This is a genomic window from Gloeocapsopsis sp. IPPAS B-1203 (genome assembly GCF_002749975.1).
In the GTDB taxonomy this organism is placed as follows: domain Bacteria; phylum Cyanobacteriota; class Cyanobacteriia; order Cyanobacteriales; family Chroococcidiopsidaceae; genus Gloeocapsopsis.
The window spans coordinates 47,782-68,471 of the sequence record NZ_PEIG01000020.1 but is presented as its reverse complement, the minus strand read 5'-3'; the positions used below and the strand labels follow the sequence as shown (position 1 = coordinate 68,471).

Here is a 20,690-nt window from a genome sequence, read left to right as displayed (position 1 = left end):
TGGTTGTAAATAGATTGGATGCAAATTCCTATCTTAAGGAGGTATGTATTAAATTCAATACATTGTCAAAACAAGGCATTCACTCATAAATATCAAAAAAAATTCATCATTTTCTTAGAGGGTAACTTCTCCAACAACTTATATTCAGTCTTTAGTTACAGAGTAAATATCTATGTAAAGGCAGATTTTTACGTGATGATGAAACTAACAACAGTTCAATAAAAAATTAAGAATACTCATAAAAATAAAAACCTTACTTCTTTTTCCAGCATATTTTAAAGAAGATAAAAATCTTTCTATCGAGAGAGAGAGAGCAGACTTAATAACAATAAAGTTATTTTTAGATTAAGAAATCCTATGATTAGGAGGGCATTTTCCAGAATGCATAGTTTATTTTCAGTAAAAAATATCGCTTCATTAACTTTAGGATTAACCGTAGTTGCTCCGATGGTTAGCATTGCCCCAGCAACAGCACAAACAACATTTCCTGATGTGCCGCAAAATTATTGGGCGCAACCTTTCATTGAATCTTTAACAGCACGAAATATCATTGCTGGTTATCCTGACGGTACATTTAGACCTGAACAAGCTGTGCAACGCGATGAATTTGCAGCACTCGTACGCAAGGCTTTTAGTACCGAACAAGTAAGAGAGATTCCTAGTGCGAGTACGTTTAATGATGTTCCCCAAGGTTATTGGGCAAATCCAGCAATTGAAGAAGCTTACGAACAAGGCTTTATGCAAGCCACAGAGAATAACAATTTTTTACCTGAAGAGGAAATTGAACGAGCAGAAGCATTAGTTATTCTAATGCGGGGATTGAATTTAGTACCCGCACAAACAGCAGCCACAGCACCACAAACAACTCCAGGGCAAACAACGCCAGCGACTCGCCGCGCCAGAAGAGGCTCAATTCCATTTGCGATCGCATCTTTGATGCAACCTGTATTTAGTGCGGTGAGTCAAGTCGCACCAGCACAAGCTACTCCTCCTGAAACGACAACACCATCTGAAACTCAAGCAGCAGTTAGTCGTCCACCTGCTGAAATTGTTAGCAATTACTACACCGATGCTGCACAAATTCCTCCTAATGCAGTAGAAGATGTCGCTAGAGCAACTGAAGCCAATGTTGTTGTTAATTATCCAAGCGTACGTGTTTTGAATCCTACCGAACCACTAAGCCGCGCCAGCGCAGCCGCATGGATTCATCAAGCCTTAGTCCGTTTAGGTAGACTTGAGCCACTAACTCCGAATGTAGAAGCGACAAACTATATTGTCGGTCGTCCTAATGCTGAAAATCAGTAACGGTAATTGCTAATTGGTAATCGGTAATTGGAGTTGCATCAATTTGTTACTTATTACCAGTTACCCATTACCAAACTAAGCTTTAGGCTTATACGTTGAGACAACCTGCAATTCCTTCAATTGCTTATCATCTACACTCGAAGGTGCATCGGTTAACAAACACCGCGCCTGTTGTGTCTTTGGAAACGCTATCACATCACGGATCGACTCTTCGCCAGCAAGCAACATTACTAAACGATCTAAACCGTAAGCAATTCCGCCATGTGGTGGTGTCCCATACTCAAACGCTTCTAAAAGAAAGCCAAATTTGTTTTGTGCTTGCGCTTGCGAAAGCCCAATCGCGGTAAAAACTTGTTCTTGAATTTCGCGTTGATAAATCCGCAAACTTCCACCACCAACTTCGACACCATTTAATACCAAATCATACGCTTGGGCGCGGGCGGTTTTAAGATCGTGTAAATCATCAGGATGCGGTGCGGTAAATGGGTGATGGAGTGCTTCTAAACGCTTTTCTTCAGCGTTCCACTCAAACATTGGAAAATCTGTCACCCACAGTAAGTTAATTTTATCAGGGTCAATTAGCCCTAATTCGCGTCCAATGAATTGTCGCAATCGATCTAAAGTTTTATTAACGGTTACAGTATCACCAGCACCAAAAAGTAACAAGTGCCCTGCTGTTGCACCTGTACGTTGCAATAATTCTTGCTTTTGTTCAGCAGTGAGATTGTCTTTAATGGCGCCAATTGTGTCAATTTCACCGTCATCGCGCACGCGAATGTAAGCTAAACCTTTAGCACCTGCTTCCGCAGCTTCTTTGAAGAGATCGCCGCCAGGTTTAATCCGGACATTAGAAATAATTTCGTTACCGTGAGGAATCGGTAGCACTTTGACAGTACCACCGGATGCGATCGCACCTGAAAAGACTTTGAAGCCGGAATCTTTTACTAAATCAGAAACATTCACAAGTTCTAAACCAAAGCGCGTATCAGGTTTATCACTACCGTAACGTTCCATCGCCTCCATCCACGTTAAACGCGGGAAAGGACGTGGTAGTTCGATGCCTTTAACGGCTTTGAAGATATGACAAACTAAGCCTTCGTTCAGTTCGAGAATTTCGGCTTGCGACATGAAACTCATTTCCATGTCTAATTGCGTAAACTCTGGTTGTCTGTCGGCGCGTAAGTCTTCATCGCGAAAACAACGGGCGATTTGATAGTAGCGATCGCAACCCGACACCATCAGTAATTGTTTAAATAACTGCGGTGACTGCGGTAAGGCAAACCATTCACTTGGATTCACGCGACTAGGAACAAGGTAATCTCTTGCGCCTTCGGGCGTAGAACGCGTCAGAATTGGCGTTTCAACTTCAATAAAGTTATATTCATCTTCTAAGTAACGCCGGATTGCTTTGACGACTTGGTGACGCAACTGCAAATTACGACTCATGCGACTAGTGCGAATGTCTAAATAGCGGTACTTCAGCCGTAAGTCTTCGCGAACTATCTCTGTATCAGCCGTGGCGACTTGAAAGGGTAATTGTTTGTGGACAGCATTGAGAAGTTGAATTTCGTCGGCGTAAATCTCGATTTCACCTGTAGGTAGGCGCGGGTTGATCGATTCGGGTGGGCGCTGGGTGACTCTTCCGGTAATTTGAACAACGTATTCGTTTCGGAGTGCGTCCGCTTGCGCGTACGATCCTGGTGTACGTTGCGGATCGCTAACAATTTGCACAACTCCCGTGCGTAGGGCGGAGCCTGAGCCGAAGGCATCGCGTAAATCTAAAAATATCACGCCTCCGTGATCGCGGCGACGGTCTACCCAGCCATTCAGGGTGACAGTTTCTCCAATACTTGAGGAACGCAGTTCGCCGCAATAGTGAGTTCGCATAGTTGCTGTTTGTTGATCTTGCTGGGGATTGAGTAGGGTGATCGTCAAGTTTTTATTATCTAATATCCGTTTGTCGAAACGGGCACAGATCTTGACATTCTACTATGAAAAGGAGCGAGGAGTGAGGGAGCCGCAATATTTGGTTTTGTCTTTATCAGCAATTACTTGCTGGGAAGGTAACTTAAATTAAAGTACAGCTACTTTAATTATTCTCTATCTGTAAGTTCACTCGTTGCGACGACATTTAACTGTTTTGTTTCCCTTACTCCTCGCTCCTAGTTCCTCGCTCCTCCAGTGGCGCGATAAACTGTTGAAACTGGAATGTATGTAGTTTGTTTTTTATGCCTAGTTTTTTATTGGAAGTTGGCACAGAGGAATTACCTGCAGATTTTGTTGCCGGTGCGATTCACCAATGGCGATCGCGGATTCCTCAAAGTTTGCAGGAACATAGTTTGTCTGCGAGTTCAATTGACGTTTATGGGACTCCTCGGCGGTTGGCTGTTGTCATTCACGGATTACCTGATCAGCAACCGGATCGTGAAGAAGAAATTAAAGGTCCACCAGCACAGGCAGCATTTAAAGACGGACAACCAACGAAGGCTGCTGAGGGATTTGCCAGAAAGCAGGGAGTTGCCCTTGAAGCATTAAAAATTCGCGCTACGGATAAAGGAGATTTTGTCTTTATCCAGCAAAGTTTTCCTGGAAAACCTACTGCTGAACTACTGACAGAACTAGTACCGCAGTGGATTACAGGGCTAGAAGGTAAACGCCTGATGCGATGGGGTGACGGCGATCTGCGGTTTGCACGACCGATTGTTTGGCTAATAACTTTACTTGATGATGCTGTATTGTCTGTGGAGTTAGAGAATGGTTCAAAGACGATTAAGAGCGATCGCTTTAGTCTTGGACATCGCGTCTTATCTCCAGGAAAGGTAATAGTTACCCACCCTAATAACTATATAGATATACTACAGCGAGCTTTTGTTGAAGTCAACCCACAGCAGCGACAAAATAAAATTCAAGAACATACACAAGCTGCTGCCCAAAAAGTCAATGGTAGCACGCCAATTTATCCTGATTTGCTGACAGAAGTCACAAATTTAGTAGAATTTCCTAGTGCCGTTGTTGGGAATTTTGATGAAGAATTCTTAAACTTGCCTGCGGAAGTCATTACAACAGTGATGGTAACTCAGCAGCGATATTTTCCTGTATTTAAAAATAATAATTTTGAAGAGCTTTTACCATATTTCATTACAATTTCTAATGGAGATCCTGCAAAATCAGATATTATTGCAGCGGGTAATGCACGAGTCATTCGCGCTCGATTAGCTGATGGTCAATTTTTCTATAAAACTGATTTATCAAGACCGTTAGAAAGTTATTTACCACAACTAGAAACTGTTACTTTTCAAGAAGAATTGGGTTCAGTTCGCGATAAAGTTGCGCGAGTCAGCAAAGTTGCTGAACTGATTTCTGCGCAATTACAGCTATCAAAAGAAAACAGTAACTTGATTCAACGTGCCGCATTATTATGCAAAGCTGACTTAGTAACACAAATAGTGTATGAGTTTCCCGAACTTCAGGGAGTCATGGGGCAAAAGTATGCTTTAGCAAGTGGCGAACATGAAGCTGTAGCCACTGCAATTTTTGAGCATTACTTACCAAGAAGTGCTAGCGATCGCCTACCAAGGACAATGACAGGTCAAGTCGTCGGTTTGGCTGACCGACTCGACACTTTAGTCAGTATTTTTGGATTAGGAATGATCCCGACAGGTTCATCTGATCCTTTTGCTTTAAGACGTGCCGCTAATGCAATAATTAACATTACCTGGAGTGCCAATTTACAAATTAATTTACAGCAACTCTTAGAGCAAGTAGCAACAGATTTTGTTGCTGCACATCCAACGCAGTTAAACCTACTACACCAATTACAAGAATTTTTTCTCCAACGCCTGCGCAGTCAATTACAAGAAGAAATGATTGATTATGATTTAGTGAATGCCGTTGTAGGAGACAATGATGCTGACTATAAAATGCGAGCATTGCAAGATTTATTAGACGTACGCGATCGCGCTTTCTTTTTACAATCAATTCGCAATAATGGTGAGTTAGAAATAGTTTACGATACTGTGAATCGATCAACTCGCTTAGCAGCACAAGGAGATTTAAATACTACCGAACTACATCCACAATTGATAAATCAAGCACTATTTCAAAAATCATCAGAACAAGCATTTTATGATGCCTTGGTACAACTCGAACCAAAAACAATTGCTGCCCGTGCTTCGCGTGATTATCAACAATTGATAACAGCATTAGCAGAAATTGCTCCAAAAGTCAGTAGTTTTTTTGATGGAGCAGATAGTGTTTTAGTTATGGATTCCGATCCAGAGATTAGGCGAAATCGTTTGAATTTATTGGGACTATTACGCAATCATGCTCGCGTTTTGGCAGATTTTGGTGCAATTGTCAAAAACTAGCTTTAACAAGCACTACATTTTTAAAATCACTAGAAGGATTAAATGTAAAATGCCAAATGTGATGTAATACTATTTCACTAAAGTGGGGATGACAAATAATTTCTCTTCTGCTCCCCTGCTCCTCTCTTATCTTCTACTCAACTTTTATTAATTTACCGATCCATGAAGCCTTATCTTGCCGCCGCAATCCAGATGACAAGCTTGCCTAACCTAGAGAAAAATTTAGTTCAAGCAGAAGAATTAATTGAACTTGCCGTGCGTCAAGGTGCCAAGTTAGTAAGCTTGCCAGAAAACTTTTCTTACTTGGGAGAAGAAGCAGGTAAGATTGCCCAAGCAAGTGCGATCGCCCAAAAAAGTGAAAAATTCCTCAAAACAATGGCGCAACGCTTCCAAGTCACCATCCTTGGGGGCGGGTTTCCGGTACCTGTAGACAGCACAAAAGTTTACAACACCGCCCTACTGATCGATCCTAGCGGTCAAGAACTCTCGCGCTATCACAAAGTCCACTTATTTGATGTCAACTTACCCGACGGCAATACTTACCGCGAATCAAGTACAGTCATGGCTGGAAATCAACTCCCGCCAGTTTACTCTTCTAGAGATCTTGGTAATCTCGGACTCTCAGTGTGCTATGACGTACGATTTCCCGAACTTTACCGCCATATGGCACTCAAAGGTGCGGATATTCTCTTTGTTCCCGCTGCCTTTACTGCATACACAGGTAAAGACCACTGGCAAGTGCTACTCCAAGCACGAGCCATCGAGAATACCTGCTACATTATCGCTCCTGCTCAAACAGGACAGCACTACGCCTTACGCCAATCTCATGGTCACGCGATGATCGTCGATCCTTGGGGAGTAATCTTATCAGACGCAGGCAATTCACCAGGAGTTGCGATCGCCGAAATTAACCCAACACGTTTAGAACAAGTCCGCAGACAAATGCCATCACTGCAACATAGCGTGTTTCTTTAAGAGGAGTGAGGAGTGAGGGGCGAGGGATTAGAGAAGAAGGTTGGAGCGATCGCATTCGATTCTAGAATTTAGATAGCAATCGAGCATGTTTTAGAGGGTGTTAAGTTGAAAATGCTAAGAAGAATCTTGCTGGTTGGGACATTGTTACTTGTTTGGATTAGCGGTATTGAGCCTTGGGCGATCGCATCTCAAACAGTAACTCAAGTCAAAGTTCTCGAAACTGAGATGGCAATTGAATTATCACCTAGTACAGTACCAGCTGGAGCAGTTGAATTCATTGCCCACAACCAAGGTCAACTTCCCCACGAAATGGAAATCATCAAAACTGATTTACCACTCGCTCAAATGCCTATCAAAGACAATCGACTCGATCGTAAAAAAGTCGGCGAAAAAATCGATGAAATCGAAGCAGAAGATCTCCCTAGTGGCGCAACCGCAACGCTTCTTACCAACCTAGAACATGGAAGATACCTCATCGAATGCAACATTCCAGGACACTTTCAAGCCGGAATGAAAGCCGAACTTTTTGTTGAATAATCAAGTTCACATTCTCGAAAGCAGAAATTCTTTGCGACTTTTGTACCTTAGCCTAGCGCCTTCGGCTAACGGCTAACGCCTTCGCTTTGCTGACGCTACGCTAACGGCAACCCCTGCGGGGAATGTGGTTCGTAAAAAAAACGGGTAGCCCAAAGACTACCCGACCCAAAAATCAAGTCTCTTACACAGAAACTGTCTTCTTCGTTACAGCACTTAATTCACCTTTAGCATATTTTGCTGCAAACTCATCTTGCGAAACTTGCTTGATCTTGCTAGCTTGACCAGCAGCCTCAAACTGTTGATAGCGGTCTGCACAAACTTTCTGCATATACTTAATCGAAGGCTTGAGGAAGTGACGGGGGTCAAATTCCTTAGCATTTGCTGCCAAAGCTTCGCGTACTGCTGCGGTAATTGCCAAACGGTTATCGGTGTCGATGTTTACCTTACGCACACCACTCTTGATACCTTTTTGAATTTCTTCTACAGGTACACCGTAGGTTTCAGGAATCGCACCGCCGTACTTATTAATCAGTTCTAGCAAATCTTCAGGTACTGAAGAAGAACCATGCATTACCAAGTGAGTATTTGGTAGGCGACGGTGAATTTCTTCAATGCGGCTGATTGCTAAAATCTCCCCAGTAGGTTTGCGAGTAAACTTGTAAGCACCGTGGCTAGTACCGATCGCTACTGCCAAAGCATCAACTTGAGTTTGCTCAACAAAATCAACAGCTTGGTCAGGATCAGTTAACAGTTGAGAGTGGTCTAGTTTACCCTCGAAACCATGACCATCTTCAGCTTCACCCATACCAGTTTCTAAGGAACCCAAGCAACCGAGTTCGCCTTCAACGCTGACACCGATCGCGTGAGCGACTTTCACAACTTCACGGGTAACATTGACGTTATACTCATAGCTTGCAGGAGTTTTAGCATCTGCTTCCAGCGAACCGTCCATCATAACGCTGGTAAAGCCATTTTTCATTGCAGAGTAGCAAGTGGCTGGCTCATTACCATGATCCTGGTGCATGGCAATGGGAATGTAAGGATAAGTTTCTACTGCTGCTAGAATCAAGTGACGCAAGAAGTTTTCACCAGCATATTTACGTGCGCCACGAGAAGCTTGTAAGATCACGGGGCTATCTGTTTCTTTAGCAGCCTGCATAATTGCCTGGATCTGCTCCATGTTGTTCACGTTGAAAGCTGGAATGCCGTAACCGTTTTCAGCCGCGTGGTCCAACAGCAGCCGCATTGGTACGAGCGCCATAGATAGTCCTCCTAAATTTTGATAGTCAGCTAGTCGTCTTAAAACAAGCGTAATTCTTACGCTAATCTTAAGATAATTTTCAACTTATAAGCAATTATATTCAGAGAATACTTTTTAATTCGTGTTTACCGCTGTGCGGAGCTATAAATTGTGAAGAACGGATGAGGCTAACTCAATATAATCCAGCAATTAGTGCATCGCGGTTGATTAAGCTGTTCTCTTACTCTTTGTCATTAAAAATTTGATATGGGTCGCCCGGGATTCGAACCCGGAACTAATCGGTTAAAAGCCGAGTGCGAGATTGCCTATCTATAGACATTTCAAGCTTTATACAATTTATTTATACAATTTTTATACAAGTTTGTAGCTAGATGCGTGTTGAATCGCTTTGCTTGCCATGCTTACTAAATATCAATGCGAGTGCTAAAAATCGTAAAAGTAGAATATACGGATTATATACAAGCGGTACTTAGATATACCCTCTATGACATACTTTATTAATTTTTATTACAATATATATATTTATTACCCTGAATATGCATAGACCAATATTCTACTTGCAACAAGGCTGATACTTTAGCCAATAAGCACGGGTATCATTCTCTCAACAAGCAATACTTATTGAGAGAGAAGGTATCAGAATTAGGCTGTAAACCCCTAATTCTGATACCTTATTACCTATCAATCTGATTTGATAGGTAATTTGATAGGTAACTAGAAACCTTACAGTGTAAAGATTAGAGCATGATTACATATCACCTATCAATATACGCGGTAGGCTATTCTCACAAAAAAGTATCATTTTTGCAATAAGCACATTTTTTTTTTAGATACTCAAGCCTTGCTTCAATTGCGGAATCTGCTTTAATTCGCAATCTTAAAAGCTTCTCTAAATTCTCTCTGTCGTTTTTACAAGCGTCGATCGCGATCTCGTAAGCGTCTGCTACTGCTAAAACAAGCAAATAGTTGGTATGTTTTTCTTGCTTTGATCTCATTGCTTAACTTGCCTTAAATCACTGCTAGCTACCCAGTAGTCACACGCCCAATTAGGCGCTTTAATGCGTGCTTCTAAGCCTTGATACCTCAACTCCAATACTTCTAGCGTCCTACCTTTGCAAACAACTGCCATAGCTCCAGGTAAGCCTATCCACTTGCAGCGATCGCCTACTTGCAACTTGCGTGTTTTCCTGCGTGGTATGTGTTCAGTCTTACCATCAATAGTTGCAATAGAATTTCCTAAATTCTCATTAGTTTCTCTATTGTCATCAAGCAAAAAGGTATCAGTTTTGGGTATCAAGTGATCACTGCCCCCTTCTAAACTGATACCTTTTTCTTCAGCAGGTACAGCAAGATTGCTACTCTTGCTGGAATCAATACTGAGAAATTTATCTATTGATTGAGTATTCATTTTAGCTTCAATAGCTTCATTGGTAAGCTTTTCAGCTATTGAAGAAAGTTGATCAAATATCTCAGTATCACTTGCATTTTGTGTATCATCAGGATTTTTTTTGTACTTTGTACCGTCAAAAGTATCACCGCTTGATAGGTTATGGCGATTATTGGCTGTATCTCCCTCAGCACAGGGTTTTTCATTACCTATCAAGCCATTTTTTTGATAGGTAATTGATAGGTCATTAAGGCTGCTTGTTGACATTGCATAGTAGTACGTAGCAGGGTAATATTTCTTACCTGGAATTTTGTAAACCTGCTTTTCCATCTGCAACCGCCACAAAGCAGTAGTTACATAATTAGGATTCAAATTAAGCACGCTAGCAACCTCAGGGATTGTGGCTTTCTTAGCCTTTTTGAGATACTCCAAAATCTGTTCTACTTGCGTGCTACTTGATTTAGGATTCCAAGGTCTTACTGCTTTCCATGTCAAAGTTTCCCCGTCAAGCAATACCTCTAAATCTTGCTTCTCGCCAAAACCATGCTCTACACACAATCGATAAGTGCGATCGCTAGCAGCCAGCACCCAAGATCCACGACACACACCACGAATTGCACTACTCCCGCGAATGGTGTCGAATACATTCGTACTACCTGCGTTCTCAATCGTGATTTTAGTAGTGTGATGAACTAGCAACACCGATAGCCGTAATTGCATCGCCATATCCTGCAATGGTTCCAGATACCGCGATATCTCTGCTGATGTCTCCTGGCTACCATCATCACGGATACGACTTAAAGTATCCAAGATGATCAGCCTGACATCTAACTCTTCAGCCAATTCTCTTAAATGAGCAGTTTCAGATAATTTAAAGCGATCGAGCCAGTAAATAGGTACATCTGTACTCCACTCTTGCGCAAGTTCACGCTGCTTGATCTTCGCTTCAGAATCCTCAAGGTTTACATAAAGTACAGCACCTTGAGTAACGACACGCCCTAAGAAGTTTTCACCCGTTGCAATACACTTTGCAAGTAGCATCGCCATTAGCGATTTCCCAGCCCGTGGACTTGCAGCCAGTACAAACAACTCATTCGCCGGTAGCATATCCGGTACTAACCAGTCAATATAATCTGGAGCGCGTGCCATTAATTCGGCATTAGAAACTAAGCGATCGCGTAACGGGTTTTCTTTCGGTAGGAGTGTAGGTTGCGTTGCTATTTTCCCCGCCGCCACAAAATCATCAAATTTAAATCCGGCGTTAATTGCATCCGATACATCCCATCCTTGACGATCTTCGTAATACGAATTGCACGGCACAGCTGCAACAAACCCGCGATTTTGTAATTGCCCTGCAACCTTGAGCGCTCCCTTTTCACCTGGTAGCTCCCCCGTCTTACTATTCGGTTTATCGTTACGGTCGTAAAAGATTGTCACCTGTCCTGGTAATTTATCAAGCTCAGATTGAGGAGGGACAGTATCACAGCCACAAGTAAAAGTGGCGATCGCAATTTTGGCGTTAGCTTGCCGTGCTAACCATCCAAGCATCATTGCATCCCATTCTCCCTCACATAAATAAGTCTCCGTTGCATCTGGAGGGTTATAGGTCAGCCACACCATAGCGCTAATACCCTTTTGGTCCCACGCCTTTAATCCACTAGGGCGATCGTCATCGTTGGCCCACGGCTGAATCCTTAATTTTTGAAAGTATCGCGTACCCAGTTGATCGGCGGGTATTGGAATAATAATGGCATACCACAATTGATATAAGCGCTTGATCCGCCTGATGCCAAGCTTGAAGTATTCGATCATCTCCAAAGAAAAACCCCGATCAAGTAACCATTGCTTACCTAATCGGGATTCATTAATCAGCTTTGTGTGATAGGAGAGAACATCAGTTGGCGTTACTGTAACCTCGGAGACTTTACTGTACCCAGTTGGCACTATCTTATCCTTTGAATATCCCAGTGCCAATTTTATTTCGCCATTTTTTTCACCTTCACATTTAAAGCAGTGATACGCTCCAGTTTCTAGATTGATACTGAGTGCAGGATTTTTTGTAGATGCATCCTGACAGTTAGGACACGCTATGTGAATATTGCCGCGATCGCGTCCTTTTGAATCAATGAAATCTCGAATATCGAAAGCCATGTAGAATCCTTACAAACAAGCTAAAATTCAGCCTCATCATTGTCTTCATCAACAAATTCAACATCATCACCAGTGACAATCGTTTCTGATTTAGCTTCAGGCAATAAACGCGTAAATACAGGCAGATCTACAAGATCTGGTTTTATGCCCTGTGTTCTTAAGAATTCGGCTGTTGAATTCCATTGATTAGTGGCTTTCTCAATCTTGTTATTTAATTGTTCTAGGTCCCATGTGCGATCGCGCAGTTCCTTATAAAGCTTTTCTAGATTAGGATGTCCGCACTTTTTAATTTTATTTCTTAGTGCTTCAATAACCTGCTCTACTGTCTCTCCTTCACTTACATCAGCTTTAAATCCGATTTTCTCATTGTTGTAGTTACCTAAATTAACTACTGTTGAATAGTAAACTGTTTTAATTTCCATAGTCTTGAAGTTCCTCTGGATCAAATATTTGTCCTGTCACCACTACAGGAGTCGATAAAGTTTGTGCAAAACTGCTTTGAGTCTCAATATGTGCAATCAAATCTTGAATTTGAGCCTCGTTTAACTTTTGAAACTTGGCAATTGTTTCTAGCCAAATTCCCGAAACTATCACATCACATTCTATTCCTGTAGAATTTGCCAAGTTTTGAATAGCACTGCTCAAGCACATCGATTGCATAAGTAATCTTTTCTTATGCTCAAGATCCAATTGTGTAAAATCCATAGCTAACTTGCTTTACTCTTTCCCCGTTCATATTCACGCCAAACTGCAATCATTAATTTCAATAATTCAGTCAATGATTTAATCTCTAACGATTGCAGTATCTCAATAGCTATTTTGCTAACTACATACGAGCGATCGTAGGTAACATAAACAGTCTGTCTATCTTCAAATCGCTTCTTACCAATTGGGCGAATGATTTGCCTGCGAGTGCATTCGCTGCAATTAAGCATTGCTGGTTCCAATTTTTTTAAGTATTTATTACCTGGAAGATCTTGCCAGTAAATTATTGGCATTTCGGCTCCAAAACTAAACAAGGATGATTTTACCCCCCCCCGAGAAAAATCATCCGTGGTAATACTTATATTTTGAAGTTAAACTTTAAAATCTTGTTTTTATACAGCTTGTTTTGAAATTAAAGGAGAAGTATAAGTGACGCTTAAAGGCACTTGTTGTATTTTTTGATGTGCAAGATCTGCAGCCCATTTCCTAAATACATCCCAGTGATCTTGTAAAGGAATCACGATACAACCCGCCGATCCAGGCACATTTGCATCAAAGTGAATGCCAAAATCGCCCCTAGATACCTTCTCATCTACAGGTACGCTAAATGGTGCGATCGCATAAAAGCTTCCCTCCACACCTCGCACATGGGGGAGCCACAATCTTTGAGTCGATACGCTCCAAGTTATGGGTTCAATTGCAGCACTGGGAGGTAATGGCCCTCGGCCTTTAAATTTCCAGGAACCAGAATGTTGAAATCCAGAACAACCGCTTGTAGCTTGCAATCTAAGACCCGCTTTGCTGAAATCGGATTTCAGCAATAAAAAACCTTTAGCAAGTGCTTTAGTACTAGCTAAAGGTAAAGGTAAGTGAAATTCAATGGTTGGATTCATTATCGTTTATCAGTAAGTGCAGCGCCAAGTTTTTGAGCAATTGGGTCTGTATTTATTCCTAATGCCCCTGCGATTAAAAGCATTGATGGGAGTAATAAAGCTAAAGGCACATCTCTAGTTTTGAGTTCTAGTCCATTACCTTTTGTGTATTGAAGATCTACTGATTGCCAAGCAAGTAATGCAGTAATTGAAATAGAAAAGAGAAAGCAATATCCTTTGCTTAATCGAGTCATCCTATTAGGGCAAGTCGCAGGACATAAGAATTTTTGATCGTTCATTTATCAAAAACAAAATTAAATTTATTAACTAAATAGTGCCCAAAATATTTTTAAATTCCCTCAGTGATTATGATGAATAAAAGAAGTATTTCTATTTTATCTTCTTGCTATCCGATAGTTTGCACTGAAAGTCATATAATTCATTGCTGGTGGTGTTCCTGCAGTGGTAACTGTAACAACAAGTCCAACAGATAAAGGTGTTATTGCAGAATATGCTGCGTAATCAAAAGGACGACTGATATAATAATTTACATTCTTTTTAGCTAATCCTACTGTTGAATGAGTTTGTACACTTGAGTTATTTCTCGAATCAACTCGTGTAACCTCTGGAGTTGTCCCGTTATTATTGATAATGTAAAAAATAAAAGTCCTATAATTAGTAATACTTGGAGAAGTACCCGCTCCGGCATTTCTACCAGAAACAAAAACACTCTCAATAAAAATATCGTTATTGAAATCACAAAAAAGAGGCAATTGTGTAGACGCTGCGCTTGAAGTAAAGGAAGAACTTTCAGCTAAATAGACTTTTGTACTTAGCCAGTAAGTACCATTCCAAAACCACTCTTGAATTAAATCATTATTGCTATCGCGTTCTTTCCAAATAGCACCACGAACTGGATTAATAGGTGCAGTATTTTGATCGTAATTGAGAAAATTTGATCCAGATTCCCTAATTGGTGCTTTCACTAGTGGCATTTAAGTAAGCTCCGTAACTAAAAGATTGCCTGTTTGTTGCTCCCAAATGCCGTGTATAACGCCTACGTACCTAAAAGGCAATTCATAATAATCTTCTGAATTCAGTAGTACAGTAAAGCTTGTAGTTGAAGCATTCATACCCAATTTGAGATAAAGTTTACTGGTACTGAAATTATAAAAAATAGCTCCTAATCGATTAGCATTGCTAGCGAGTAATTGAATAGATGCAGTTGCAGCCGCGATCGCATTAACATTAGAATTAACTGCAGCTATAGGTAGTCGGTCTCGCACTGTATAAATAGCTTCATTTGTAGCTGCGTTAACTGGTAGTGCAGATTCGATTATCTTGTGATAAGTAACAAAAGGATTTGCAGCAGATCCATCACCATCTGCTGCAACTTCAATTAATGCACTATTTGCATCAATAGCCTTGATATTAGCCATACTTTACAAAAGTGTTAAAAATAAAGTTTTTTCAGGTAAGCCTAATTGAGTAGATAATAATAAACTTTCTGGGCTAAATTCCTTTAGTACCCAAATCTCAACAGTAATATCTAAAAACCATTTAGGAATTGAAATTTCTATATAATAATCAGAAGAATCTTCGTCAAATACAAGTAGGTTTGTTTTCCCTAATAAAGTTGAATGAATTTTTCCTACTAAAGATCGCAAACTACCAACGCTTAAAACTTGGTAGACATAAACACCACGCCGCCACGTTGATTTTGCATTAAAAGAAGTTGTTTTAATAGCAATTGTTTTGTGATTAAATCTGTAATTAATTGAGAAATTAGGCAAAGGAATATGTGTTTTAGAGTAAGCCTGTAGCGTTCTATCTCCGAAGCTTTGCTCATAAACTTTTTGCCAAAAACTTACATTAGAATAATTCACTCAATCTCAAACGTATTTAAACTAAACTACCAATCAATGTAGAGTTCTTCTACTCCCTCTAAATCTTCACCCAAATAATCGTCTTCATCTTCATATAAAGATTCAAGTCTTTGGATGTATTCACCCCCTAGCAAATATTCTTGACATCCCCTACCGTCAACAGTACGCAATAACCCAGATTCAGCATCGGCAATAAAAGCGTAGCTTCCATTAGTTTTATTTGCTATCTGCCGCCAATCTGGAGGTGGCGTTGCAAGAGTTTGTTCAAATTCAATATCACCTGGAAGGATAATTAAGCGTTCACCTGGGTTATGCATATCAATTACAAGATGGAATAAACCCCGCCACCAGAAGGTTGCCAACCACTAGGTAAGCTTTCGGTACTAGGGTCGTAAAAAGTAGAGTAAGTCTGAACTTCGTTACTAACCGTAGCTGATTTATTCGCTCTTGGAGGTTTAGGGAAATTAGCCCCGAAACATAACTCATCGCGATCGCTAGCAGCCGCATTTCTAATTCCTAATGCTGCTGCATCACCTCCGATATGAGCCTTGGAAACTTTGGGAATATTCCACCCATATTTAATGCCACGAATTGTTACATATACGGTTTCAACAAAATATGAACCGCTACCAGCAACTTTTAATTTACTACGCGCTTTTGTTTTTCCGATTCGATACCCAGCAACTTTAGCTGAAGCTATCTTATCTACACCTACAAAAGAAGAAGTAAATCTTTGTGTCTCTCTTCTAGAAGCGCGTCTTGGTTTAGGAAATGATGCCCCAATAATTAAAGCTGTAGGCGGATCGGCATAATCAGTTGGTGGAATTGCAACCTGACCTAAATCGCTTCTATTCCCAGCCGGAATATTCGTAAAAAAACCGTACTTTAAGCCTACCGCTCCATCTCCACCTTCAGGATCTGGAATCTTGATGTTGACATAGACTAAATCTTTACTCTTGTACTTAGACTGAGAACCCATAATTTACCTACGCTTGTACTTTAGTGCTAACTCGATCAATTGCTGCTGTTAATTCTGGTGTGATTTCAAAATCAACTAAAGTGTTAGTGCTAACCATGCTAACGATTGTGTGTTTCGCATCTAATATATAAATCGGAAATTCAATTCCTATTAAGGTTTCTCCCCGCCACATTTGTTGACCATAAGTGCCGGAAATTTCATAAAAAGACTCGTCATCAAGCAAGGGGAAATCAAACCCGTTAGCATCCGCTATCTCTTTATTAGTTTTGTAATAACTGGTTGTACTAACAATTGTTTGCACCCCATTAGCTTTAGCTTCGCTGATGACTGGCTTGAGTTTATTTAGAAACTCCTTAGCAATAGGATTTCTAATATCGCCTACTCCAATTAAAATAACAGGCTTCCCCGTAAAATCTGATAGCGCAACCTCATTTCCATCTTGAGCTAAGCGCCTAAATCCAATTGCTTTATCGCTTATCTTTAGAGGCTCTTCTGTTGCACCTTTTAACTTTTGAGATCCATCTGAAAGTATCGGCATCCTTCTGTTTCACTCTTACTCTACTTGCGTCAATCGTAGGCAAGTAAGAAGGCGATCGTCCAGTTTCAAAAGCAAGGTCAGTGTCTATACGATAGGCTAGCCTATCGGAAAAATTTGAGTGTAGTTTCAAGTGATTAAAGCATTCCCTTTTTTACCCAATGGATCGTACAGAATTACTGGATTTGGCTTGCCCCAAATCTCAGCATAAGCGTAGGTAAAACAAACTTCTACTCTTGGTCGTCTTTGTGGTTTATCTACCATCTCCCCTAAGACTCGATGCTGTCCTGGAATATCTGGATAAGCTGCGGTTTCGTCTTCAGCTTCTGACTTAGCTAATTTTCCCCATTCTGGCGAGTGATTTTGGATCGCTAATACTTTAGTAACTAACTCTCTAGCCTGAGTGCTAGATCTGCATAGCATCTGGAATTGATAGCCTTTATCCCAGTCAGTGTAGGCATACATTGTTTTACCTTTATTCCACTCGTAGCCGCCATTAGCGCCAAACTGAGTTTTGATGTTAGTTGCTAGCCTAGTTAACTCACCATTAGTTATAGTTGAATACTCCTCATCCATAATTCGGAATGATATTTCACCCCTTTTAGGCTTAAAGTTAGCTGCGTTAAGCGTGTTTCTTTGCTCAAAATACAGAAATATCCTTGGCTTAAATCTTCTTCTAGCTTGGATTTGCTCTGAGGGATAACCATAAATTGAGCCAACATCTTTACCCTGCAGCAACTGATAAGTTGCCATCATCGCAATAATGACAGGACGTAATTCTTTTTGCGTACCTCTTAAATAAACTAAATCGCTCATCACATTATTCTCCCGTACTACCAGATGCCCCAATTGCCCCACTAGGGTTAATGATAATTATGTCTTCATCAATGTCTTCTGGTGGATTATTAACAACCCGTTGTTGAGCGATCCAGCTATCAGTACTACCAGCGACAATATACCCAGCTTCAATGCAAGCTTCCCCGAACTCTTCCCAGAATTCCTCTACTCTAATCCTCTGTGCTGGGTCTTCAATGCGATCAATTGTATCTTCCATTGCTGTTGCAATTGACCACGGTTGGTCGCGCTGTTCATTTGCTTTATTAATTGCCTCATCATCTATTGGTACGCCAGCAATCTGTAAGAGTTTAGTAAAGCCAAGCGCTGCACTACGAATTAAGGCACGATTATTTTTAAATATATTAATAAATGCTGTTATGGCTGTTTTTCTAATCTGCAGTTGTATTAACGCCCCAATTCTTGCTGCCATCTCTTCAGCTGCTTCTTCTCCTAAGTTTTTGAGGACATAAAGCGCTAGTGGTTCATTAAAGACTGCGATCGCAGCAGTTGGGGCAACTCCACAAACCAGATAACCGACAAAAGCGCCTCTAGCGCCTCCTTCGGCTGCAGCAACAGCTAATTCAGCTTGTTTAATTTGCTGATCAAGTTGGTCATCTGTAGCGTTCCAATTAAAGTTAAATAAAAATTGGTATGTTGCGACAGCTTTTGACCACAAATTAGTGAGAGAGAACATTGAAGCCCAAGGTGGCTGCCAAGTTAGAGCCGCAAACAAACTAGCCCCAAACCTAGCTAATCCATCCCAAAAGGTCGCATCGCCTCCATCTCTACCTTGACGCGATACCATGCCACTATTAGCAAACCTTCTAATCCCTTCAGCACCAGTAGCATATTGCCGCTCTGTCCTTGAGGCTAAGTCTGCAAGTCTGATAACTAGGCTCATTGCTCTGTAATGTCCTCATTGGGATTTACCTTTTTAATTCGCCTAATTCGAGGTCGATTTTCGTAATCTCTACCATATGGTTTAGATGGGTCGCCTACTCCAGCAATGTTTGTGAATCCTTGCTCTACCGAGTTTAAGAAGGCGTCAAAATCTGCTTCTGATTCTGTCTCCGGTTTTGTATCATCTAGCAACCCGCTCAAATCCAACAGCCGCTCCATGATTTGAAATTTAATATCACTGTTAGGATCTACTTTTCTAAAGTGAATTGCTTTAATGATTCCCGATGCTTCCCTAAATCTCATTAAATCAGCTTGCAGATTTAGCTTTTCGCTGCATTCTGCTACAGAAACTGGAATATCTGATTCTTGCAATATCTCCTCAAACTTTTCTTTTTCTGGGGTAAACATCATTGGTAGATTTACCTGTTTGTTTTTAGTATCGAAACCCAGATAATCAATGATTGCTTCAACTGATTTATAAGTAATAAAATTTTGTTTCTTATCCTGCCCAGAATCTACCATTATACGAGTAGATATATTGGTATTTAATTCACTAGAAATACTAATCTGCATTAATAGCATTACCATCTCAGCCATTGTTTCAGCTATATTAGGCAATCGCATCATTTTTGACTGATCTCCTGGAGTACTTGGATCGCTATCTTTAATCTCGATAGGTATTTCCCACTGCCCCATAATTTCATCAAAACGTTCGACATACCAAGCTAAAAATTGTGTTAGGTTAGCAATTTCTTTATTAGGGTTGGGAATTAAGTTACCTATAAATCCTTCATCTTTACTAATTAGTGATTGTGGTAAAGATGCCGGAAATTCATCGACTCCAATAATTTCTGATAACTTATCTATCTTTTCTGTAATTGCTTCTAATGAGGTTGGTTCTTCAGATTCCTCTTCTAATTTTTTAGATAGTTCCTCTACTCTTTTAATTAATCTACTAAGTAAAGCTGTATGCTCGGGGCAACACGCCATATCTTCTTCATCCTTCTCTTTATCAATTGGTGGCGGTGGATTATTTTTAGTGGGAGTTTGCCCTAAAGTTGTTCTAGCTACTACAGTATAATGACGTAAATCAAAATCTTTTATATAATCTGTCTCACCGTCATAAATAGTTGTTATTTGATAGTTTTTTGCATCCCGAAGTTGATATTTAGCTTCATTTGGCTGTGAGTACCAACCACTATGATATTCTTGTCTAGTAGACTCAAGAATTCTATAAGTAATTTCGCGTTGTCCTTTTGCTAGAACACCTCCGTCCTCCTCTAAATTGTATCCTGACGCAATCCACTGCTCGTTTGTTGTGCTAAACCAAATAGTTTCTTTCCAAGCACGATTCATTCTTACTCTTGATTTTGTAAAAAACTTTAAATATCCAAGAACACGCGCAGTAGTACCTCCTATTTCGGTTACTGTTTCTGTTGTTTGCAAAGGAAAATCAAAGCTAATTAAGTTCGTCTCCGAACTTTCGTCATATATTAACAATTCGTTAGTTTCTTTCCTAAAGATTTCCTGCTGACTAATTAATTTGTCATTATATACAAATAAAAAATGAGGTTCAGTTATGAAAGGAATATCTAAAGATTCTTCATAATTACTACCATCGGAAGGAAAAGGTAGAGATTTAGCAGGTTGTCTGCAATCTGGATATCGATAAACAATTGCTAGTGGTGGAAATTTAATAAAACCTACAGTCTGATTTAATCTAATCCCAATATTGCAATTATCTCTGTAAATAACGGGTTGCAATTCAAAAGCAAATGGTGATATTGGAAAACCGCCACAATAAGGACTATCAGGGTATCTAGCACAATCAAACGGGCTAACTGGCTCTAATGAACTACGATAAAAGCCAGTATCGCCAATAGGCACTAAACCACGCATAATATCGTTACGCCTACCTTGTTGATTTATTCTTTTATCAATCTCATTAAAAGCTAATCTTTTAGCAAGTCTTTGAACAACCATTATCTTTTTT

General features: G+C 40.4%; 21 protein-coding genes and 1 tRNA gene. 4 read left to right on the top strand and 18 right to left on the bottom strand.

What is annotated here, in order from left to right; all coding sequences use genetic code 11:
• Window positions 1–381 precede the first annotated feature (381 nt).
• The gene (locus tag CSQ79_RS24730; protein WP_099703775.1) at window positions 382–1,305 is read left to right on the top strand and encodes an S-layer homology domain-containing protein; all 924 of its coding nucleotides are present in this window, start codon (window positions 382–384) and stop codon (window positions 1,303–1,305) included.
• A gap of 75 nt (window positions 1,306–1,380) precedes the next feature.
• On the opposite strand, the gene aspS is transcribed toward CSQ79_RS24730, so the two are convergent.
• The gene (gene aspS / locus CSQ79_RS24725; protein ID WP_099703806.1) at window positions 1,381–3,192 is read right to left on the bottom strand and encodes an aspartate--tRNA ligase; all 1,812 of its coding nucleotides are present in this window, start codon (window positions 3,190–3,192) and stop codon (window positions 1,381–1,383) included.
• Between the two features lie 341 nt (window positions 3,193–3,533).
• On the opposite strand from aspS, the gene glyS reads away from it, so the two are divergent.
• The 3 genes from glyS (at window position 3,534) to CSQ79_RS24710 (ending at window position 7,184) form a co-directional block, all read left to right on the top strand.
• Complete coding sequence (glyS, locus tag CSQ79_RS24720) at window positions 3,534–5,672, top strand: glycine--tRNA ligase subunit beta (RefSeq protein ID WP_099703774.1); 2,139 nt, start codon at window positions 3,534–3,536, stop codon at window positions 5,670–5,672.
• A gap of 162 nt (window positions 5,673–5,834) precedes the next feature.
• Entirely contained in the window at window positions 5,835–6,647 is an 813-nt protein-coding gene (locus CSQ79_RS24715; protein WP_099703773.1) for a carbon-nitrogen hydrolase family protein, read from the top strand.
• Window positions 6,648–6,758: 111 nt separating this feature from the next.
• Complete coding sequence (locus tag CSQ79_RS24710; protein ID WP_099703772.1) at window positions 6,759–7,184, top strand: sulfocyanin-like copper-binding protein; 426 nt, start codon at window positions 6,759–6,761, stop codon at window positions 7,182–7,184.
• Window positions 7,185–7,365: 181 nt separating this feature from the next.
• On the opposite strand, the gene fba is transcribed toward CSQ79_RS24710, so the two are convergent.
• From fba to CSQ79_RS24625, 17 genes are all read right to left on the bottom strand, one after another.
• The gene (gene fba, locus CSQ79_RS24705; RefSeq protein ID WP_099703771.1) at window positions 7,366–8,445 is read right to left on the bottom strand and encodes a class II fructose-bisphosphate aldolase; all 1,080 of its coding nucleotides are present in this window, start codon (window positions 8,443–8,445) and stop codon (window positions 7,366–7,368) included.
• A 247-nt stretch (window positions 8,446–8,692) separates the two neighbouring features.
• Window positions 8,693–8,760: transfer RNA gene (locus CSQ79_RS27200), tRNA-Lys, on the bottom strand.
• Window positions 8,761–9,436: 676 nt separating this feature from the next.
• On the bottom strand, window positions 9,437–11,983 hold the full coding sequence (locus CSQ79_RS24695; protein ID WP_099703769.1) for an AAA family ATPase: 2,547 nt from the start codon (window positions 11,981–11,983) through the stop codon (window positions 9,437–9,439).
• Between the two features lie 20 nt (window positions 11,984–12,003).
• Window positions 12,004–12,405: a hypothetical protein gene (locus CSQ79_RS24690; protein WP_099703768.1), complete on the bottom strand. Its 402-nt coding sequence runs from the start codon at window positions 12,403–12,405 to the stop codon at window positions 12,004–12,006.
• The gene (locus CSQ79_RS24685) at window positions 12,395–12,688 is read right to left on the bottom strand and encodes a hypothetical protein (protein WP_099703767.1); all 294 of its coding nucleotides are present in this window, start codon (window positions 12,686–12,688) and stop codon (window positions 12,395–12,397) included. Before CSQ79_RS24685 ends, CSQ79_RS24690 begins: the two co-directional genes overlap by 11 nt.
• A 2-nt stretch (window positions 12,689–12,690) precedes the next feature.
• Window positions 12,691–12,981 (bottom strand): hypothetical protein, encoded by a 291-nt coding sequence (locus CSQ79_RS24680; RefSeq protein WP_099703766.1) that lies wholly within the window; start codon window positions 12,979–12,981, stop codon window positions 12,691–12,693.
• Window positions 12,982–13,080: 99 nt separating this feature from the next.
• Entirely contained in the window at window positions 13,081–13,581 is a 501-nt protein-coding gene (locus CSQ79_RS24675) for a hypothetical protein (RefSeq protein ID WP_099703765.1), read from the bottom strand.
• Window positions 13,581–13,859 (bottom strand): hypothetical protein, encoded by a 279-nt coding sequence (locus tag CSQ79_RS24670; protein ID WP_143755501.1) that lies wholly within the window; start codon window positions 13,857–13,859, stop codon window positions 13,581–13,583. Before CSQ79_RS24670 ends, CSQ79_RS24675 begins: the two co-directional genes overlap by 1 nt.
• A 96-nt stretch (window positions 13,860–13,955) precedes the next feature.
• Window positions 13,956–14,555 (bottom strand): hypothetical protein, encoded by a 600-nt coding sequence (locus tag CSQ79_RS24665; protein ID WP_099703763.1) that lies wholly within the window; start codon window positions 14,553–14,555, stop codon window positions 13,956–13,958.
• Complete coding sequence (locus tag CSQ79_RS24660; protein ID WP_099703762.1) at window positions 14,556–14,999, bottom strand: hypothetical protein; 444 nt, start codon at window positions 14,997–14,999, stop codon at window positions 14,556–14,558.
• A gap of 3 nt (window positions 15,000–15,002) precedes the next feature.
• Window positions 15,003–15,446 (bottom strand): hypothetical protein, encoded by a 444-nt coding sequence (locus CSQ79_RS24655; RefSeq protein WP_099703761.1) that lies wholly within the window; start codon window positions 15,444–15,446, stop codon window positions 15,003–15,005.
• A 26-nt stretch (window positions 15,447–15,472) separates the two neighbouring features.
• Entirely contained in the window at window positions 15,473–15,763 is a 291-nt protein-coding gene (locus CSQ79_RS24650) for a hypothetical protein (protein ID WP_099703760.1), read from the bottom strand.
• Window positions 15,764–15,768: 5 nt separating this feature from the next.
• Window positions 15,769–16,425: a hypothetical protein gene (locus CSQ79_RS24645; RefSeq protein ID WP_099703759.1), complete on the bottom strand. Its 657-nt coding sequence runs from the start codon at window positions 16,423–16,425 to the stop codon at window positions 15,769–15,771.
• Window positions 16,426–16,432: 7 nt separating this feature from the next.
• Entirely contained in the window at window positions 16,433–16,963 is a 531-nt protein-coding gene (locus CSQ79_RS24640) for a peroxiredoxin family protein (protein ID WP_099703758.1), read from the bottom strand.
• Window positions 16,964–17,089: 126 nt separating this feature from the next.
• On the bottom strand, window positions 17,090–17,776 hold the full coding sequence (locus tag CSQ79_RS24635) for a hypothetical protein (RefSeq protein ID WP_143755500.1): 687 nt from the start codon (window positions 17,774–17,776) through the stop codon (window positions 17,090–17,092).
• 4 nt (window positions 17,777–17,780) lie between these two features.
• The gene (locus tag CSQ79_RS24630) at window positions 17,781–18,698 is read right to left on the bottom strand and encodes a hypothetical protein (protein ID WP_099703756.1); all 918 of its coding nucleotides are present in this window, start codon (window positions 18,696–18,698) and stop codon (window positions 17,781–17,783) included.
• Window positions 18,695–20,680 carry a hypothetical protein gene (locus CSQ79_RS24625; protein WP_099703755.1) on the bottom strand — a complete coding sequence of 662 codons (1,986 nt, stop codon included), beginning with the start codon at window positions 20,678–20,680 and terminating at the stop codon, window positions 18,695–18,697. Before CSQ79_RS24625 ends, CSQ79_RS24630 begins: the two co-directional genes overlap by 4 nt.
• Window positions 20,681–20,690: the final 10 nt, after the last annotated feature.

Excerpts from the sequence above, each read along its gene's own strand:
- CSQ79_RS24730 (WP_099703775.1), top strand. The coding sequence starts at position 382 with ATGCATAGTTTATTTTCAGTAAAAAATATCGCTTCATTAACTTTAGGA.
- aspS (WP_099703806.1), bottom strand. The coding sequence starts at position 3,192 with ATGCGAACTCACTATTGCGGCGAACTGCGTTCCTCAAGTATTGGAGAA.
- glyS (WP_099703774.1), top strand. The coding sequence starts at position 3,534 with ATGCCTAGTTTTTTATTGGAAGTTGGCACAGAGGAATTACCTGCAGAT.
- CSQ79_RS24715 (WP_099703773.1), top strand. The coding sequence starts at position 5,835 with ATGAAGCCTTATCTTGCCGCCGCAATCCAGATGACAAGCTTGCCTAAC.
- CSQ79_RS24710 (WP_099703772.1), top strand. The coding sequence starts at position 6,759 with ATGCTAAGAAGAATCTTGCTGGTTGGGACATTGTTACTTGTTTGGATT.
- fba (WP_099703771.1), bottom strand. The coding sequence starts at position 8,445 with ATGGCGCTCGTACCAATGCGGCTGCTGTTGGACCACGCGGCTGAAAAC.
- CSQ79_RS24695 (WP_099703769.1), bottom strand. The coding sequence starts at position 11,983 with ATGGCTTTCGATATTCGAGATTTCATTGATTCAAAAGGACGCGATCGC.
- CSQ79_RS24690 (WP_099703768.1), bottom strand. The coding sequence starts at position 12,405 with ATGGAAATTAAAACAGTTTACTATTCAACAGTAGTTAATTTAGGTAAC.
- CSQ79_RS24685 (WP_099703767.1), bottom strand. The coding sequence starts at position 12,688 with ATGGATTTTACACAATTGGATCTTGAGCATAAGAAAAGATTACTTATG.
- CSQ79_RS24680 (WP_099703766.1), bottom strand. The coding sequence starts at position 12,981 with ATGCCAATAATTTACTGGCAAGATCTTCCAGGTAATAAATACTTAAAA.
- CSQ79_RS24675 (WP_099703765.1), bottom strand. The coding sequence starts at position 13,581 with ATGAATCCAACCATTGAATTTCACTTACCTTTACCTTTAGCTAGTACT.
- CSQ79_RS24670 (WP_143755501.1), bottom strand. The coding sequence starts at position 13,859 with ATGAACGATCAAAAATTCTTATGTCCTGCGACTTGCCCTAATAGGATG.
- CSQ79_RS24665 (WP_099703763.1), bottom strand. The coding sequence starts at position 14,555 with ATGCCACTAGTGAAAGCACCAATTAGGGAATCTGGATCAAATTTTCTC.
- CSQ79_RS24660 (WP_099703762.1), bottom strand. The coding sequence starts at position 14,999 with ATGGCTAATATCAAGGCTATTGATGCAAATAGTGCATTAATTGAAGTT.
- CSQ79_RS24650 (WP_099703760.1), bottom strand. The coding sequence starts at position 15,763 with ATGCATAACCCAGGTGAACGCTTAATTATCCTTCCAGGTGATATTGAA.
- CSQ79_RS24645 (WP_099703759.1), bottom strand. The coding sequence starts at position 16,425 with ATGGGTTCTCAGTCTAAGTACAAGAGTAAAGATTTAGTCTATGTCAAC.
- CSQ79_RS24640 (WP_099703758.1), bottom strand. The coding sequence starts at position 16,963 with ATGCCGATACTTTCAGATGGATCTCAAAAGTTAAAAGGTGCAACAGAA.
- CSQ79_RS24635 (WP_143755500.1), bottom strand. The coding sequence starts at position 17,776 with ATGAGCGATTTAGTTTATTTAAGAGGTACGCAAAAAGAATTACGTCCT.
- CSQ79_RS24630 (WP_099703756.1), bottom strand. The coding sequence starts at position 18,698 with ATGAGCCTAGTTATCAGACTTGCAGACTTAGCCTCAAGGACAGAGCGG.
- CSQ79_RS24625 (WP_099703755.1), bottom strand. The coding sequence starts at position 20,680 with ATGGTTGTTCAAAGACTTGCTAAAAGATTAGCTTTTAATGAGATTGAT.